Here is a 14,416-nt window from a genome sequence, read left to right as displayed (position 1 = left end):
TTTCCAGTTCGGCCGGAATCGGTCCGCTAACTATCGACCTCCTCGGTAGTTGATTCTGACTCTCGGTCCGGACGGTCGGTGATCCCGTGGACGATCGCCTCGCCGGTCTGCGTCTCGAAGAGGTGGATCTTCGACCGATCCAGGACGATTTCGACCGTCTGGTTCTCACGAATCTCCGTATCCGGCGTGACGCTCATCAGCAACTGATCGGACGACGATGCGGGATCTTCTTCCATCGATCGTTCCGCACTCTCCGTAAGCAACAGGTAGACGAACACTTCATCACCCATCGGCTCGAGGACGTCCGTCCGGACGTCGATCGGATCCGACGCCGCCTCGATCGATCTTGCGTTTTCGGCGAGGTGGACGTCTTCCGGTCTCACTCCGACGGTGATCTCGTCGCCGTCGGTCGCGCCGGCGAGCGTTTCTCGATCGACGTCGACGTCGAAATGTGGCGTTTCGATCCCGTCACCGACGACCGTTCCGTCGGCGAAGTTCATCGACGGAGATCCGATGAAACCCGCCACGAACAGGTTCGACGGCTCGTTGTAACAGGTCAACGGGGGCGCGATCTGCTGGAGTCGTCCCTCGTTCAGGACCGCGATGCGATCGGACATCGTCATCGCTTCCGCCTGATCGTGCGTGACGTAGATGATCGTCGTTCCGAGTTCGCGGTGGAGACGCTGCAGCTCGGTTCGCATGTGGACTCGCAACTTGGCGTCCAGGTTCGCGAGTGGTTCGTCCATCAGGAACACGTTCGGGTTCCGAACGATCGCTCGAGCGATCGCGACGCGCTGGCGTTGACCGCCCGATAGCTCGTCGGGCATCCGCTCGAGCATTCCCTCGAGCTGGACGATTTCCGCGGCACCTTCGACGCGACGTCTGATCTCGTCGTCGTCGTAGGTCCGAAGCCGCAGACCGAAGGAGATGTTCTCGAAGACGTCCATGTGGGGAAACAACGCGATGTTCTGGAAGACCATCGACACGCCGCGGTCTTTCGGCGCGAGATCGGTGACCTCGTCGTCGCCGATGAACACCCGACCCTCCGTCGGACGCGTGAGTCCTGCAACCGTCTCCATCGTCGTCGACTTCCCACATCCCGAGGGGCCGACGAACGTGACGAACTCGCCGTCTTCGACCTCGAGGCTGACGTCGTCGACGGCGGTGACGTCTTCGTAGCGTTTCGTGACGTTCTCGAGTCGTACTCGTGCCATGATATCTTACTCTTTGAGTGCGCCTGCGGTCAGGCCGCTGACGATCTTCTCCTGGGCGACGATCACGAGGATCGCCACCGGAATGACGCCGATGATGCTCGCGGCGGCCATGAGGTGGTACATCACTTCGTACTGTCCCTGGTACCCCAGAATCCCCTCCAGGATCGGAGCCCAGTTTTCGGGCTGGCCGTCGGTCATCAGAAACGAGAAGAAGAACTCGTTGTAGACGGCGATGAACGTTAACACACCCGCTGTCGCGACGCCAGGGGCCGACAGCGGAACGATCACCCGGAACAGCGCGCCCAGACGGGTCGTCCCCTCGACGCGGGCCGCATCCTCCAGTCCGTCGGGGATCTGCGAGTAGAAGGTCGTGAGTATAAAGATCGCGAGCGGCATGAAGATCGCCGACAGCGGCAACACCATCGCACCGGGCGTGTTGTAGAGGCTTCCGTCACCGGTGATGGGTTCGAGGACGGCAAACTGGGTGTTGAACAGGTCGTTCAGCGGGATGAAAAACGCCGCCGGCGGGAAAAAGGAGATCACCAGCACTAACAACATGAGCGGGACCTTTCCCGGGAACTCGAGGCGGCCGAACGCGTAGCCCGCGAGGCTGGCGATGACCAGTACGACGATCGTCGAGGCCGTGGCGATCACGAAGCTGTTGAACATATACCAGTGAAACGGAATGACCTGAAAGACTTCGACGAACGCACCGGGGTTGAACCCGTTCGGCGTGAGGACGATGTCCTGCTGGCGTCCTTCGGGAGTGAGTGCGACCATGAGAAGCCAGTAAAAGGGAAAGAGCGTCGTAAACAGAAAGAAGACCGTCGCGACGTAGAAAAGCGACCGGTAGACCCGGCGGGGGTTCGTGATCGCGTTCGCGACCCAGCGCTGGAAGGGGCCGCGGTCGAGTTCGACCTCTCGGTCGTCTTCGAATATCCCCTCTCGCCCCGGGCGTTCGGCTTCGGTTCGACCGCCGTCGGGCAACGGACCCAGCGCTGAATCGGATTTCGAACCGGTTTCCGTCGGCTCGGCGGTGTCACCGGTCCGCTCGACGCTCGTGTCGTTTCGGTTCGTCGGTTCGTCGGTCATTAGTAGAGCCCTCCTTCTGTATCGCGGAAGAAGAAGACGTAGACGGAGATGATCAGCCCGATCACGAGCGCGGTGGTGAAGGCGACGGCAGCCGCCGTTCCGTAGATGCGCGTCCCGCCGAACATCGCCTCGACGACGAGACACGTCAGTGACGGTACGGTCGTACAGCCTGCGGTCGACTCGATCAGCCCGTACACCCGCATCGCGTCCATCGTCCGGAACAACATCGCGACCAGCAACGCCGGCATCACGAGCGGCAGGGTGATCATCTTGAAGCGCTGCCAGGGAGATGCGCCCGCGACCCGCGCGACGTTGTACAGGCTCCGGTCGACGCTCTGGAGCCCCGCGAGGATCAAAAGCGCCATGAACGCCGCGGACTTCCAGATATCGGCGACGAGGATGATGACGAACGCGTCCTGGCTGTCGGCGAGCGGGTCGGGGCCGAACAGTCCGAGCCACTGCATCAGATCGCTGCCGAAGCCGACCGTCGGCTGGAACAGGAGAAAGAAGATCATCCCCTGGATGACGATCGGAACCGCCCACGGCAAGATGATCGCCACCCGGACCCAGCGACGACCGCGGAAGTCCTGGTCGAGTACGTACGCCTGTCCGAACCCGATCACCGTCTCGAGAATCACGCTGATAACCGCGAACGCGAGGGTGACGAACAGCGCCTGCTGGAGGAACGGGACGCCGAAGTCGACGAACGGGAACGACGCGGAGACCGAGACGTCGACGAACTGGCGGGCGAGTCGGGCGTTTCCGGTCAGGATGTCCGCGTAATTCTCGAGACCGACGAAGCCGCCCAGTGGCTCGAGCCCTCGCGTTCGGTCCTCACGCAGCGACATGACGAACGTCATGACGAGCGGGTAGAACGCGATCAACGCCAGGAGGGCGAACGCCGGCGCCAGAAGCAGGTACGCGTAGGCCGCCTCGCTCAAATTCTCCATCCAGTTGAGTACCGCGTTCCCGGTCCGTTCCCGGTCGGTGGGTCGGTCGCTTCCGGTCAACACGTCGATTCGATCGTCGGTATCAGTTCCCATCCTGTCCCTCCACGTCGGCCTCGCTTCGTGCGAGTCGTTCGGACAGATCGCTCATCGCCGCTTCGGGGGTCTTCGCGCCGCGGTAGGCGGCGTGGACTTCCTGGAAGATGACCGCCGACTGCTCGGGCCAGACGTCGGTTACGGGCCGCGGAACGGCGTTCTCGCCGGCTGCCTGGATCTGATCGGCGTACCTCGCGACGGGACCGATCTCGTCGGGATCGGCTTCGTCGACGAGGTCGAGTATCGGCGGCAGAAATCCCTGGAGTTCGAAGATCGTGAGCATGACGTCGTCGTGAGTGAACGCCTCGAGCACCTCGAGGGCTCGCTCGCTCCGGTCGGTGTTGGGATTGAGCACGAGGTGCCAGCCGCCGAGTGCGGCGGCCGTCCCGCCGACGCCCTCGTACTCCGCGTCGTCTTCCGTGACGGCGTAGGGCATCGTCATCACGCCGAGATCCTCACCGAAGGCGTCCTCCGAACCCGTTTCGGCGATCGCGAACGGCCAGTTTCGGTGGGCGACCGCGTTCCCGTTTACGAACGGGTCGAGTGACTCCTGTTCGGACCACTGAACGATCGCGGTCGGAGAGATCTGCGGGTATCCCTCGAGCGCGTGCTCGTCGCCGTCGCCGTGGACGAACGCTCGCATCATCCGGATCGCGTCGAGGACCGGTTCCTCGTCGACGGTGATCGGTCGGTCACCGGCGGTAAACAGGTTCTCCGTTCCGCCGAAGTAACTGCCACCCCAGGACGACATCACTTCGACGAACGAACAGCAGGAAAGCCCCTCGTACGCGGCGGCCTGCGTCGTGAACCCGAAGTCGGTGCCGGCTTCGTCTCGCGCCGCGGCCGTCGCCTCGGCGAACTCCTGCCAGGACGGCGGATCGGTCCCCCAGTCGTCCGTCCCGTAGCCGGCCTCTTCGAACAGATCGCGTCGGTACAGCATGGTTCCGAAGTCCGGAAACAGCGGAATCGCGTGGAGGTCGCCTGTTTCGGGGTGGCGTGCCGTCTCCAGCGTAGCCTCGAGGTACTCGCTTTCGACCCGCTCGCGGACGTCCTCCGGAAGCCGATCGCTCAGGTTCGTGGTCTGCTCGCGCAGCACGAACGGGATCGTCCACCCGCTGTCCATCATGAAGATGTCGGGGGGAGACCGACCCGCCTGGAGCGCGGACTGATACTGTTGCATCCGCTGGGCGGAGTCATCGACGCTCGCCTGCACCTCGACGGTGACGTCGTCGTCGAGGCCCGCGTCCCACAGCGCTTGCTGGACCGACGGTTCGTCGTCGTCGCTGTGCATGATGTCCTGGAAATCGGTATCGCCGGACATCACGATCGTTCCCTCGTCCCGGGCCTGCCCCAGACAGCCGGCGACGGTCACTCCGGCCACGCCCGCCGTCGTCGACGCGGACGCGAGAAACGCTCGTCGCGTCGGCCCGCTGTAACCGCCACGACCTGCGTTCGCCTTCTCCATCGGATACAGTACCACGCCCTTTTACGTCTTTAATCGTGTGCCTGCACATTTGCAATTAATGAGGACTGTTGTCGCGAAAGACTGGTCTAACGTATCGTTGCGAGCGACGGGATCGATCGCAGTATACCGGCCGAAGAACAGTCGTCGAGTGATCGGTGGCCGTCACCTCGAACTCCGGGCGGTTCGTACGGATTGCTGTCCCTGTCTCCTGGAGACCGCTCGACGTGGCCCGGTCTCCGAAAACGACCGATGCGGTTCACTGCGCGTCATTGCCGGCACATTCGCGTCCCGGGCGGCGGGTGCGCCGGTATTCGGTACAGGAATCCGTACGACAGTAGCCGGTATCAGTCTTCGAGCGCCGGTGGCTCGTGACGACCGATGCGGATCTCGTGAGCCTCGATCTCCTCGAGGGAAGCGACGCGTCCGCCCACCGTGATCTCCTCGCCGCTTTCCGTTTCGAGCGTCAGGCTCGCGACCTCCTCGCTCACCTCGAAGGAAACGTCGAGAACCCGGCCGCGAACGACGCGCGAGCGACCGACTTCGACGTCGCGCCCCTCGATCGTAGCGTAAAACTCGCCGCCGCCGTCGATTAAGTCTTTTACGCAGCGGCGAATCGACGCGTACCGCCGCGGATACGAACGAATCGACTCGTCTTCACCAAGCGCCTGTTCTGCGGTCGTCCAGAGCACCGTTCCGAAGAACCCGGAGACGAGAAAGCCGAGCGCCGATCGGTTGAAGATGACGCCGTACCGGTCCTGGTCGTCTCGAAGGGCATCCTGGGTCGCGTAAATCGAGTAGTTCCCGTCCGCAACCGCGAGAACCGGCGTCGTGATCCCGCGTCGCGCGCGCGGACGTCGCGACGTCCAGATATTCGAACTCCTCGGGATCTGGTGCAGCGGTTGCGGGCGTGACGATTAGATCGACGCTCACACCGGCGTCGACGGCCGCTCGAAGGTCCGTCTCGAATCGCACCAGCAGGTCCGGTGTCAACGAGAGCGACAGTTCGTACTCGGCAGCGGTGATGATCTCCTCGAGATACCGGAGAATCGTCGACCGGGACTTGACCAGCGAGACCGCCTCGGTATCTCGGGCCGGCGCCGTATACCGTGCCTCGAGTTCGTCGATCATCTGCTCGAGGGCGTCCTGAACGTCGTCGAACGCATCTCCGGGATCGAGCGCGACGACTTTCATCGGTCGCGACTCGCGGAGTTCGACCAGCCCGCGGTCGCTGAGACTGCGAACGGTGTCGTAGACGCGCGGCTGTGGGATGTCCGTCCGATCCGAAATATCGCTCGCCGTCAACTGCCCCTGCTCGAGGACGGTGAGGTAAGCGTCGATCTCGTACTCGCCGAGGTTGAACCGATCCCCCACGCGCTCGACCGTCGAGCGCAGTTCGTCAGATGCCATACGAGAGGACACGAACTGGATAGATAAAGAATTTATTATACAACGAGTAGCACCCATTTTCGAAATTACGTTACTACTCGACGTCGTCCGGTCTGCGACCGAAACCGACGGCAGTGAGCGGGTCAGAACCCTTAACCCTCACGGCCTTGAGTGTGTTGCTATGCGCGGGATTTTGCAAGACGAGCCCGTCAACGGAGTTCTCCCGCCGACCTTTCCCAGTCTGACCGAAATCGCGCTTGCACTCGCCGTTCTCGTCGCCGGGTGGTTTCTCTCGAAACTCGCCGTTCGACTCGCCGGGCGGACGGTCGCCCGCCGGATCGAGCGCCCGAGCGTCACCCGGACCGTGTTGCGGGGCCTAAAAGTGGCTATTCTGAGCGTTTCGCTCGTCGTCGCCGCCGCGACCCTCGGTCTCAGTGGCGGCCAAATCCTCCTTCAGGTCACCGTCATATCGGCCGTGATCGCCGTCGTTCTCGCGCCGCTGGTTGGTAGCTTGATAAACGGGTTTTTCGTTCTCTCCGATCAGCCCTACGAGATCGGCGACATGATCGAAGTCACCGACGAGGGTCACAGGGGGTTCGTCGAGGATATCACGATTCGGTACACGAAAATATTCACGTTGCAGAATACGTTCATCGTCATTTCAAACTCCGAAATTCAGGAGCGAGACGTGATCAACTACTCCGCCGAGGACGAACGGACGCGTATCTCCGTCGAATTCGAGATCACGTACGAAAGCGACCTCGAGGGCGCTCGCCGCCACGCCGAACGGGCCGCTCGAAGCGTCGATAACGTCATCTCAGGCGGCCCCGACATCCGGATCGGAAGCGCTCGGTACGCGGCGGCACCGGTCTGTACGATCTCGGAGTACGCCGACGACGGTATCGTCCTCGAGCTGTTTTTCTGGATCAACCACCCGTACAAACAGTCGATAACCCGGTCGGCAGTCCTGACGGCGATCCGAGAGCGATTTCTGGACACCGACGTCGAGTTCGCCTACCCCCACCGCCACCACGTCTTCGACGAAACCAGCGGCATCGGTCAGGTGGCTGTCGACGGTCCGGAGCGACCTCCCGAGGAGGAAAATCGATAACGGCGTGGGTGGGGTGGTGCCTCGAGGAGGTAGCCTTTTATTTCGTCACCGGTCCAATTCCGAACCGATCACCGATGTACGAAGACGTTCTCGTCCCAACCGACGGCAGCGAGACGATCTCCCAGACGCTCGATCACGCCCTACCGATCGCAGCCGACAACGACGCGACGGTCCACGCGCTGTACGTCGTCGACAGCCGAATTACCGCAGCCGCCGGCAGCGAAAACGCTCCGACGCTCGAGGCCACGCTCGAAGAGGAGGGCCAGCAAGCGGTCACGGCCGTCGAAGAGCGCGCGTCCGACGCGGGACTCGAGACGGCGACCGAGATTCGCAGCGGAACACCCGCCAAGTCGATCCTCGAGTACGCAGACGAGCAGGGAATCGACCTCATCGTCATCGGCACCAGCGGAAAGAGCCCGCGCGAGAAAGTAACGTCGCTTGGAAGCGTCTCCGAACGAGTGGTCGACAACGCTTCGACCCCGGTGTTCGTCGTTCGAAAGATCTCGCCGAACGACGCCGCGTAGTCCCGTCGCGGCTACGCGGTCGCGCTCTCGACCGTGATGACCTCACAGTCGAGGTGCGTTCGCAGATATCCGTCGATGTCCGGATTGTCGGTAAACCGTCGAAAGATCCGCCGGAGGCGACTGGCCTGCTGTCCGCCGATGACGACGGCGTCGGCGTTCTCGGCGGCGACCTCGTCGAGAATGCTCTCCTCGACCAGAAAGCCGGTTCGAACCACGTACCGGACGTTCTCGAGCGGTCCGAACATCTGTTCGACCGCGTTTTTCAGGTCGATCCGGGTCACCTTTCGCCCGTTCTGATAGAGGTCGACGTGGAGGACCGTCAACGCCGCCTCACGCTCGCGGGCGACCTCTATCGCCCGCTCGAGCGTTCGTCGCGAGTGCTTCGTCAGGGGATATCGAACGGGAACCACGACCAGCGCCATTAGCGAATCGAACGATACCCGTGCTGGTAAACTTTTCAGTCGAACCTGCGTGCGGTGGGTAACCATCGCATACCCGTTCCGGAGACGAAGATCCGTGTCTCCCTCGAGCGGAAACCACCGTTTGACGGACAATCATTTATCGAACGGATGGGTAGGCCGAACCATGCAACCGACCCAGACCGAAGACGGTGAAACGGTCTTCGTCTCGGAGACCGACGGCGACCGGGGCTCGAAGGGGCCGTTTCTCGTCGCATACGAATCTCGCGCCGGCGACCGGCGCTACGGCTGGTTCTGTACCAACTGCGAGAGTTTCGATAACGCGATGGATTCGATGGGACGAATCAAGTGCAACGGCTGCGGAAACTTTCGCAAGCCGACAGAGTGGGACGCAGCCCACGAGTGACACCGGAACCAGTCGGTGTAAGTGTCTATTACCGACTGCCCTCGCGGGCGAGTCTTCCAGTGGCCCCGCCTGTAACAACTGCCACCTCTCGTCGGTGTCCCTTCGAATACGTCCATTCGATCACCCCATTTTCCGGCACGTACGAACCTTTATGCCGGTGGGCCGTGTACACTCGTATCGAATGGGTCCTGTTAACATGCGACTCGTCGAGCAGGCCAGGTCGATTTTCGCAGACCTCGGATACACCGTCGAAGGAGACGGTCCGGAGTTTCGGGCCGAACGCGCGTGGAAAGTCGTCCACGTCAACACAGTTCTCGAGAATCGGACGCTTCCGAGTTCGTCCTCGGGGCAGTTTCACTGCTTCGTCGCTCAACCGGACGACGCGGACGACCTCGAGACGAGGCTCAAAAGCGCCGATCCGAACTACGAGTGGGCGATCATCGTCGTCGACGGCGAGGAGTATCAGGTCGAACGCGCACCGCCGGGGCCGCGAGTTTCGGCCTAGCGGTTACTCACTCTCCGAGCGCTCGCCGACCCGCCGTGACGCCGCGTCCCGGATCGACGTCGGCACCCATCCCCTCCAGAACGTCGCCCAGCGCCGTCAGGACGTAGATGACGTTTTCCGGCCGAGCGGAGTGGCCCATACACCCGATCCGGAAGATGTCGCCGTCCAGGTCGCCGAGTCCGCTCGCGATCTCGAGATCGTAGCGCTCGAGTAACTCGGTACAGACGTCGCCGTCGTCGATTCCTTCCGGGACGCGAACCGCGTTCAGGCTCGGTAACCAGTAGGCGTCGGGCGCGTTCATCTCGAGACCCATCGCTTCCACGCCCGCTTTCAGTGCGCCCGCCAGCCGCTCGTGGCGAGCCCAGCGCTGCTCGATCCCCTCTTCGGCGACCAGCCTGAGCGCTTCCCGAATCGCGTAGACGCTGGTGATCGGCGCGGTGTGGTGGTAGGCCCGTTCGTCCCCCCAGTACCCCTCGAGCAAGGAGAGATCGAGATACCACGACCGGGACTGTTCCTCCCGCGAAAGCACCTTCTCCATCGCGTCGTCGGACAGCGTCAGCGGGCTCGCGCCGGGCGGACAGGAGAGACACTTCTGTGGACCGGCGTAGGCGACGTCTATCCCCCACTCGTCGACGCGCAGTTCGACCCCGCCGATCGAGGTGACCGTGTCGGCGATCACTACGGCGTCGTGGTCGTGTGCCGCGGCCGTCAGCTCCGGGACGTCCGGCTGGAGGACGCCGGTGCTCGTCTCGGCGTGGACGAATCCGAAGACGTCGGGATCGTGTTCGGCCAGCGCGTCGGCGACGTCGTCCGGCTCGAGCGGTTCGCCCCACGGCGCGTCGACCTCGACCACGTCTCCGCCCGCCCGTCGAGCCATCGAGGCCATCCGGCCGCCGAAGTAGCCGTTCGTCGGAACCAGCATGGTGTCACCCGGTTCGACGAGGTTTCCGATCGCAGCTTCCATCGCGGCCGAGCCGGTTCCCGACACCGGGATCGTCCACCGGTTGTCCGTCCGAAACGTGTACCGCAGTAGCTCCTGGACGTCGTTCATGATTTCGATGAACGACGGATCGAGGTGGCCGACCAGCGGCGTGCTCATCGCTTTCAGCACCCGCGGATGCACGTCACTCGGGCCGGGTCCCATGAGGGTCCGATCCGGCGGCACCAGTTCACCGATCTCCGAGACGTCGACTGAACCTCCACCTGCTGTCATGGGCTCACAGAGGCGTCGAACCGTGAAAAAGTTCAGGTCTACTGTCGTCTCGATCCCCGCCGTCGGCGGGAGAACGACCGCATATGTTTAAGTTAGGCTGTCATGTAGAGACACCCGCGATGGTTTTCAAGAAGATCACCCTCATCGGGACGAGTACCGAGAGTTTCGACGCCGCTGCCGACGACGCGATCGACCGGGCCGAGTCGACGCTCCAGAACGTTCACTGGGCCGAGGTCGACGAACTCGGCGTCGAAATCGCAAGCGCCGACGACCGGGAGTACCAGGCCGAAGTGACCGTCGCCTTCGAACTCGAGGATTAACCGTTAGGTCCGGAACGATTCGCCACAGCCACACTCGCTGACGACGTTCGGATTTTCGACGTGGAACCCCTCCGCCTGGAGGCCGCTCTCGAAATCGAGCACACTCCCGCCGATGTACTTCAGGCTCGCCGGATCGACGAACACCCGAAGCTCGTGGTGTTCGTAGATCGTATCGTCTTCGTCCGGCGCGTCGTCGAATCGCATCCCGTAGGAGAGACCCGCACAACCGCCCTGCTGGACGAAGAGTCGAAGCCCGGCTTCGTTCTCGTCGAGTCCTTCGCTCTCGAGCAACGAGAGGGCCTGTTCGGCCGCCGCTTCCGTCACTTCGATCTCGGGGCGGGTCGACGACTCCCCACCGTCCAGACTGTCCGTACTCATAGCTCCCTATTCCGTCCCGACGATGTTAACCTTGACGCCCTCGGATGCGTCTCGATCGACACCGACGACGACGCGATTTCCGCACACTCGTCTCATCGTCGTGCGATCGGACACGTGTCTCCCTCCGATACGGTCTGCTGTACGTCATTACCGCCACCCCGGTGAAACGGGTCCCGGGTGTGGCGGTAAGCAGTTACAGCAGTCCGTATGACGTCTTCTGTCACCGAACCCGGTTACGTGCGAGGTGGGCCGTTACCCGCCTGCTCGCCCCAGCTGTTGCCACCTGCTCGCCCTAGCTTCGGTCACTCACATCTCTCTCGAGCGCTGAAGCGAACGGTAGTACGCCCCGAACTGTCGTCGATCGTTTCTCGACAGCTCGATCCCGTGTTTTGCGAGTAACTCGACCATGCGTTTCGTCTCACACTCGTACCACATCGCGAGTAGCCACACGTTCTTCTGGGCGTAGTCGTAGTTGCGTTCGAGGACGCGCACGTCGGTCGGGTCGACATCACGCGGTTTCATCCGTCCGGGTTTCACCCTCGAGTGACGTAAAACCAGCATCCAAATCTTTGAGGGGGCTGCAATTTCCAGTTGCGGCTCGATTCGTGCGGTCTACTGGCCGCCGTTACCGTCAGGACGGGGACGGGTTGCGGTACCACCGGAAATGACGCACAGCGGACCGTCTCAGCGGTCGTCGTCGTCTTCCAGGCGCTTGCGGACGCTCTCAGCGTGGGCCTCGAGCCCTTCCGCGTCGGCGAGGGTAACGATCGTGTCGCCGATCTCGGCGAGTCCGTCGGCGGAGAGTCGCTGGACCGTCGTCGACCGGACGAACGTCTCGACGGAGAGGCCGCCGGTCACGCGGGCCCCGCCGTTGGTCGGGAGGACGTGGTTCGTCCCGCTCGCGTAGTCGCCGGCCGCGACAGGGGTGTTCGGACCGAGGAAGACGCTTCCGGCGCTGTCGATGCGCTCTCCGATCGACTCGTCGTCGTCGGCGACGATCGCGAGGTGTTCCGGCGCGTACTCCTCGGTAAAGAGGATCGCCTCGCTCATCGACCGGGCGAGCAACACGCCGCTCGCGTCGTGTTCCAGCGCGCTTCTGATCACGTCCTCGCGCTCGCGCGCGTCGATCTGGTCCTCGACGGCCTGGGCCACCGCCGTCGCTGTCGGTTCGTCGTCGGTGACGGCGACGACCGAAGCGTTCGGATCGTGTTCGGCCTGTGCGAGTAGTTCCGTCGCGACGAGTTCTGGATCCGCCGTCTCGTCCGCGACGACGACCACCTCGCTTGGCCCCGCGAGGAAGTCGATCTCGACGTCGCCGCGGACCTCCGCTTTCGCAGCGGTAACCCATCTGTTGCCCGGCCCGACGATCTTTCGGACCCGGTCGATCGTCTCCGTTCCGTACGCGAGTCCGGCGATCGCCTGTGCGCCGCCGACGCTGTACACCGCGTCGGCACCGGCCGCGTGGATCGCCCCGAGCGTCGCCGGGTTGATCTCGTCGGCCGGCGGCGTCACGACCGCGACGTGTTCGACGCCCGCGACGACCGCCGGCACGACGCCCATGATCGCACTCGAGGGGTACGCCGCGGATCCACCGGGGACGTAGACCCCGACGCGATCGATCGGCCGGAATCGCCGTCCGAGTTCCCGCCCGTCGCTGAACTCCCGCCGCCAGTCTTCGGGCACCTGGGCCTCGTGGAACTCCCTGACGTTCGCTATCGCGTCCTCGATCGCCTCTCGAATTCCCTCCTCGAGGCCGTCGTACGCCCGCTCGCACTCGTCCGTGACCTCGAGGTTTCCGACCGAGACGTTGTCGAATTCGCTCGTATACTCCCGGACGGCGACGTCTCCCTCCTCTCGAACCCGGTCGACGATCTCCCGAACGTCCGCAGCGACCTCGTCGATGCCGGCATCGCGCTCGAAGAAGGCGGTCCGGTCTGCCGGTCCGAGATCGGCGATCTTCCGCACGTCCATACTCATACCCCAGCGTTCGCGTGGAGGCCGAAAAACGGTTTCCTTCCGCTATGCGTCCGAACGCTCGATCTTCCAGAGACCGACGGCGTCGAGTGTCGCCCGCACGAAAAGGTAGACGAGCAACCCGAACCCCACGACGACGATCGGTGCCTGAAGCATCTCGGCGACGCCGCGTCCGAAGACCAACTGTCCGAACCCGCGGACGAAGAAGCTCGCGATCACGAGACCGATCGCGACGATCGCGAGTCGGACGAACCCCGATTGATCCATACCTGCACGCACGCGTGCGGTGGTCAAATCGATACCGACTCGCCGCGATACCGATACCGACTCGCCGTTCACCTTCGCACGTAATCGAGGATCACATTCGGGTGTGACACTCACCCGTGTCGAACCGTCCCTCGAGACTGATCAACGTGGTTCAGACGGCACTCGAGACGACGGCCTTATGTATGGACCCGGTCCTCGAATTGAATGCAACAGACGCGGCGTACCCCGCCGCGCCTCCGGCCGAACTCCGGCACGGAGGACAGTACATCCACGCCACTCGGGTCGGCCTCGCCACGGGGCGAAGCCGCGTCGGATTTGGCGCATTGAGGACGACGCCCTTATATAGACAGGGCGCGTCTTCTACGTTGCGCACAATCCCTCGCCGGATGCGGTTTTCGGCGCGGGATCGATCCGACGCCCTTAAGTACTCGAGGTGTTTCGGATGTGAATGCAATCGACGGCTCGCCGGCATCGCCGGCGAGCCGGACTGGACCGTCGGCGTCCGAAGGGGTTTTATACCCCAGATGGCGTACGATTTGGTCCGAAGGAAATGAGGATCCTACCCCTGCGGTCTTCCGTACAGATGGGATCTGATGTGAGCCTTGGTAGTTCGGTGACGCCAGATCGGTCGGCGATCGGTCGTCATCGAACGTGGACCCATATTTGTGTGAGTGCATAGCATTCACCGCCAGACCCCCCGAGCTCTGCTCGGGGACCATTCCGGTTGATCCTGCCGGAGGTCATTGCTAGTGGAGTCCGATTTAGCCATGCTAGTTGTACGAGTTTAGACTCGTAGCAGATAGCTCAGTAACACGTGGCCAAACTACCCTATAGATCCAGATAACCTCGGGAAACTGAGGCTAATCCGGAATAGTACTCTCAGGCTGGAACTACAGAGAGTGTGAAACGCTCCGGCGCTATAGGATGTGGCTGCGGCCGATTAGGTAGACGGTGGGGTAACGGCCCACCGTGCCAGTAATCGGTACGGGTTGTGAGAGCAAGAGCCCGGAGACGGTATCTGAGACAAGATACCGGGCCCTACGGGGCGCAGCAGGCGCGAAACCTTTACACTGCACGCCAGTGCGATAAGGGGACTCCA

Annotated in this window: 15 protein-coding genes, 1 rRNA gene and 1 pseudogene; 6 read left to right on the top strand and 11 right to left on the bottom strand. The window is 62.9% G+C overall.

Annotated features, from left to right (window positions below; all coding sequences use genetic code 11):
• Nucleotides 1-26: 26 nt before the first annotated feature.
• The 5 genes and pseudogenes from EA473_RS02485 to trmB all read right to left on the bottom strand — a co-directional run bounded on the left by EA473_RS02485 (nucleotide 27) and on the right by trmB (nucleotide 6,221).
• Nucleotides 27-1,214: an ABC transporter ATP-binding protein gene (locus EA473_RS02485; RefSeq protein WP_124194096.1), complete on the bottom strand. Its 1,188-nt coding sequence runs from the start codon at nucleotides 1,212-1,214 to the stop codon at nucleotides 27-29.
• 6 nt (nucleotides 1,215-1,220) lie between these two features.
• Nucleotides 1,221-2,306 carry a carbohydrate ABC transporter permease gene (locus tag EA473_RS02480; protein WP_124194095.1) on the bottom strand — a complete coding sequence of 362 codons (1,086 nt, stop codon included), beginning with the start codon at nucleotides 2,304-2,306 and terminating at the stop codon, nucleotides 1,221-1,223.
• Nucleotides 2,306-3,349: a carbohydrate ABC transporter permease gene (locus EA473_RS02475; RefSeq protein WP_124194094.1), complete on the bottom strand. Its 1,044-nt coding sequence runs from the start codon at nucleotides 3,347-3,349 to the stop codon at nucleotides 2,306-2,308. Before EA473_RS02475 ends, EA473_RS02480 begins: the two co-directional genes overlap by 1 nt.
• Nucleotides 3,339-4,814: an extracellular solute-binding protein gene (locus EA473_RS02470; RefSeq protein WP_124194093.1), complete on the bottom strand. Its 1,476-nt coding sequence runs from the start codon at nucleotides 4,812-4,814 to the stop codon at nucleotides 3,339-3,341. Before EA473_RS02470 ends, EA473_RS02475 begins: the two co-directional genes overlap by 11 nt.
• A gap of 344 nt (nucleotides 4,815-5,158) precedes the next feature.
• Nucleotides 5,159-6,221: pseudogene (gene trmB / locus EA473_RS02465) on the bottom strand (HTH-type sugar sensing transcriptional regulator TrmB).
• 160 nt (nucleotides 6,222-6,381) lie between these two features.
• Between trmB and EA473_RS02460 the strand changes: the two are divergent.
• Complete coding sequence (locus tag EA473_RS02460) at nucleotides 6,382-7,311, top strand: mechanosensitive ion channel family protein (RefSeq protein WP_124194092.1); 930 nt, start codon at nucleotides 6,382-6,384, stop codon at nucleotides 7,309-7,311.
• 74 nt (nucleotides 7,312-7,385) lie between these two features.
• A complete protein-coding gene (locus EA473_RS02455; RefSeq protein ID WP_124194091.1) occupies nucleotides 7,386-7,835 on the top strand; it encodes a universal stress protein in 450 nt (149 codons plus the stop codon).
• An 11-nt stretch (nucleotides 7,836-7,846) separates the two neighbouring features.
• On the opposite strand, the gene EA473_RS02450 is transcribed toward EA473_RS02455, so the two are convergent.
• Nucleotides 7,847-8,257 (bottom strand): universal stress protein, encoded by a 411-nt coding sequence (locus EA473_RS02450; RefSeq protein WP_124194090.1) that lies wholly within the window; start codon nucleotides 8,255-8,257, stop codon nucleotides 7,847-7,849.
• A 163-nt stretch (nucleotides 8,258-8,420) separates the two neighbouring features.
• Here EA473_RS02450 and EA473_RS02445 point away from each other — a divergent pair, with 163 nt between their 5' ends.
• Nucleotides 8,421-8,660, top strand: coding sequence for a DUF5816 domain-containing protein (locus EA473_RS02445; RefSeq protein ID WP_124194089.1), 240 nt, complete (start codon nucleotides 8,421-8,423; stop codon nucleotides 8,658-8,660).
• Nucleotides 8,661-8,856: 196 nt separating this feature from the next.
• The gene (locus EA473_RS02440) at nucleotides 8,857-9,165 is read left to right on the top strand and encodes a DUF7116 family protein (RefSeq protein ID WP_124194444.1); all 309 of its coding nucleotides are present in this window, start codon (nucleotides 8,857-8,859) and stop codon (nucleotides 9,163-9,165) included.
• 7 nt (nucleotides 9,166-9,172) lie between these two features.
• On the opposite strand, the gene EA473_RS02435 is transcribed toward EA473_RS02440, so the two are convergent.
• Complete coding sequence (locus tag EA473_RS02435; protein WP_124194088.1) at nucleotides 9,173-10,378, bottom strand: pyridoxal-phosphate-dependent aminotransferase family protein; 1,206 nt, start codon at nucleotides 10,376-10,378, stop codon at nucleotides 9,173-9,175.
• Between the two features lie 119 nt (nucleotides 10,379-10,497).
• On the opposite strand from EA473_RS02435, the gene EA473_RS02430 reads away from it, so the two are divergent.
• Nucleotides 10,498-10,698: a dodecin gene (locus tag EA473_RS02430; RefSeq protein ID WP_124194087.1), complete on the top strand. Its 201-nt coding sequence runs from the start codon at nucleotides 10,498-10,500 to the stop codon at nucleotides 10,696-10,698.
• Nucleotides 10,699-10,701: 3 nt separating this feature from the next.
• Here the strand turns inward: EA473_RS02430 and EA473_RS02425 are convergent, their stop codons facing one another.
• The 4 genes from EA473_RS02425 to EA473_RS02410 form a co-directional block, all read right to left on the bottom strand.
• Nucleotides 10,702-11,076 (bottom strand): HesB/IscA family protein, encoded by a 375-nt coding sequence (locus EA473_RS02425; RefSeq protein ID WP_124194086.1) that lies wholly within the window; start codon nucleotides 11,074-11,076, stop codon nucleotides 10,702-10,704.
• A gap of 306 nt (nucleotides 11,077-11,382) precedes the next feature.
• Nucleotides 11,383-11,598: a hypothetical protein gene (locus tag EA473_RS02420; protein WP_124194085.1), complete on the bottom strand. Its 216-nt coding sequence runs from the start codon at nucleotides 11,596-11,598 to the stop codon at nucleotides 11,383-11,385.
• A 162-nt stretch (nucleotides 11,599-11,760) separates the two neighbouring features.
• Nucleotides 11,761-13,053 carry a histidinol dehydrogenase gene (hisD, locus tag EA473_RS02415; RefSeq protein ID WP_124194084.1) on the bottom strand — a complete coding sequence of 431 codons (1,293 nt, stop codon included), beginning with the start codon at nucleotides 13,051-13,053 and terminating at the stop codon, nucleotides 11,761-11,763.
• Nucleotides 13,054-13,095: 42 nt separating this feature from the next.
• Nucleotides 13,096-13,317, bottom strand: a complete 222-nt coding sequence (locus EA473_RS02410) for a hypothetical protein (protein ID WP_124194083.1) — start codon at nucleotides 13,315-13,317, stop codon at nucleotides 13,096-13,098.
• A 717-nt stretch (nucleotides 13,318-14,034) separates the two neighbouring features.
• Between EA473_RS02410 and EA473_RS02405 the strand changes: the two genes are divergently transcribed.
• A 16S ribosomal RNA gene (locus EA473_RS02405) occupies nucleotides 14,035-14,416 on the top strand; the annotation flags it as partial.

Source organism: Natrarchaeobius chitinivorans (assembly GCF_003841505.1).
Classification (GTDB): Archaea; Halobacteriota; Halobacteria; order Halobacteriales; family Natrialbaceae; genus Natrarchaeobius; species Natrarchaeobius chitinivorans.
This window is presented reverse-complemented; position numbering and strand designations above follow the sequence as displayed.